Raw genomic sequence first — 1,711 nt, 5'->3', positions numbered from 1 at the left:
ATAACTACATCTAAATAGCTTAAACGACCATTGATATAAATATCACGTACACGTTTATAGAAAACAGCTTCACGGCCTTCTAAACGCTTTTGTGCTTCAGCAAGCAACTTTTCATTAACAGTAATATCATTCTCTACTGCAATGCGTTGCTGTTGAATCACTTCTAATTGTTGTTGTGCTTGACGCAATTGTTCTTCAATTTGACGCAATTGCTCAGACACGCTAACAATAACGGTTTCAGCATCTGCTTTAATAGCATTCTGCTGATTTACTTGTTGTTGAATCGAATCTAATTGATTCGTTAAATCTTCGTCTTCTGCAACAATGTATAGAGGTGTTCCCAGTACGACTATACCCGTTAAAATTGTTGCTACAAGACGGGACTTTATTGTTTTATATTTCATAAACATTACACCTTCATGTATTGTTTTAAAGAAATAGTACTACCAATAGCACCTACTACTATGCCACCACCTAAAATATAGATAGCCACATCATAGAAGAATGGGAACATTGGTACTAATGGGAAGAATGCTAAGGATTCAGATACTTCCATAGTAATAAAGTGGTAGAATTCACCAACGCAAAGAACGGCAATGATAGCACCAACTAAGCCTAACAACATGCCTTCAATCAAGAATGGCCAACGGATAAATCCATTAGTAGCACCTACATACTTCATGATTGCAATTTCTTTACGACGGGCAAATACAGTTAACCGAATCGTATTAGAAATGATAAATAATGTAGCAGCTGCTAAGAAAGCAATCAATACAATCCCACCAATTCTAATCACTTGAGTAATGCGGAAAAGCTCTTCTACAATGTCTTGACCATAATGCGTACTTTCTACACCTTGGAAGGTGGTGGCTAGCTTTGCAGTTGCCTTTACATCACTTGGATTATCAAAGGTTAACACATAAGAGTTAGGCAATGGGTTTACACCACCTAAAGCATTAACTAATTGCTGTTGATCACCAAGGCGCTCTTTAAACTCTTTCATTGCTTGCTCTTTATTAACAAACTCAAGCTTCTTAAGATTTGGAATCGCCTTAATTTGTTTTCCTACAGACATAATTTGTTCTGTTGTTAAGCCGTCTTTCAAGTAAATGCTCAACTGTACTTGGTTTTCCAAGCTAGATGCCATATTATTCAAATTGATAACACCACAAAGGAATACACCAAGCATAAATAGAGATAAAGCCACTGTAGAGATGGACGCCAAGGTCATAAGCCCGTTACGCTTCATAGATTTCAGAGCTTCTTTAAAATAGTATTTTATCGTTCTAGGCTTCATTAATTTCTGCACCTCTCATATTATCACTTAGAACGCGACCGTCTTTTAAACGAATAACGCGTTTATTTAAATACGAAACAAGATCCATATTATGGGTAACCATAATAACGGTAGTGCCAAAATTGTTGATATGCTTGAACAAATCTACAATATCCTTACTTGTATCAGGATCTAAGTTACCTGTAGGCTCATCAGCAATGAGCACAGATGGACGATTAACAATAGCACGAGCAATAGCAACACGCTGCTGTTCACCACCAGATAGATCCTCTGGTAAATCATTAGCCTTATCACTTAAACCGACAAGCTCTAATACATGACTTACTTTTTCTTTAATGATTTTTGGTTTTTCTTCAATTACTTCGAGGGCAAAAGCGATATTTTCCGCAACTGTTTTATTTGGTAATAAACGAA

Annotated in this window: 2 protein-coding genes and 1 pseudogene; all 3 read right to left on the bottom strand. The window is 36.5% G+C overall.

From position 1 onward, the window contains the following. Positions 1 to 404 (bottom strand): annotated as a pseudogene (locus Q0F90_RS09145) (peptidase M23); the annotation flags it as partial. A 5-nt stretch (positions 405 to 409) separates the two neighbouring features. Beyond that, positions 410 to 1,297 carry a permease-like cell division protein FtsX gene (gene ftsX / locus Q0F90_RS09140; protein WP_296004970.1) on the bottom strand — a complete coding sequence of 296 codons (888 nt, stop codon included), beginning with the start codon at positions 1,295 to 1,297 and terminating at the stop codon, positions 410 to 412. Next, positions 1,287 to 1,711: cell division ATP-binding protein FtsE (locus tag Q0F90_RS09135; RefSeq protein WP_296004968.1), on the bottom strand; the 425-nt coding region annotated here is incomplete at its 5' end. The genes Q0F90_RS09135 and ftsX, both read right to left, overlap by 11 nt.

It is taken from the genome of uncultured Veillonella sp., from assembly GCF_934190855.1.
Lineage (GTDB): Bacteria > Bacillota > Negativicutes > Veillonellales > Veillonellaceae > Veillonella.
This window is presented reverse-complemented; position numbering and strand designations above follow the sequence as displayed.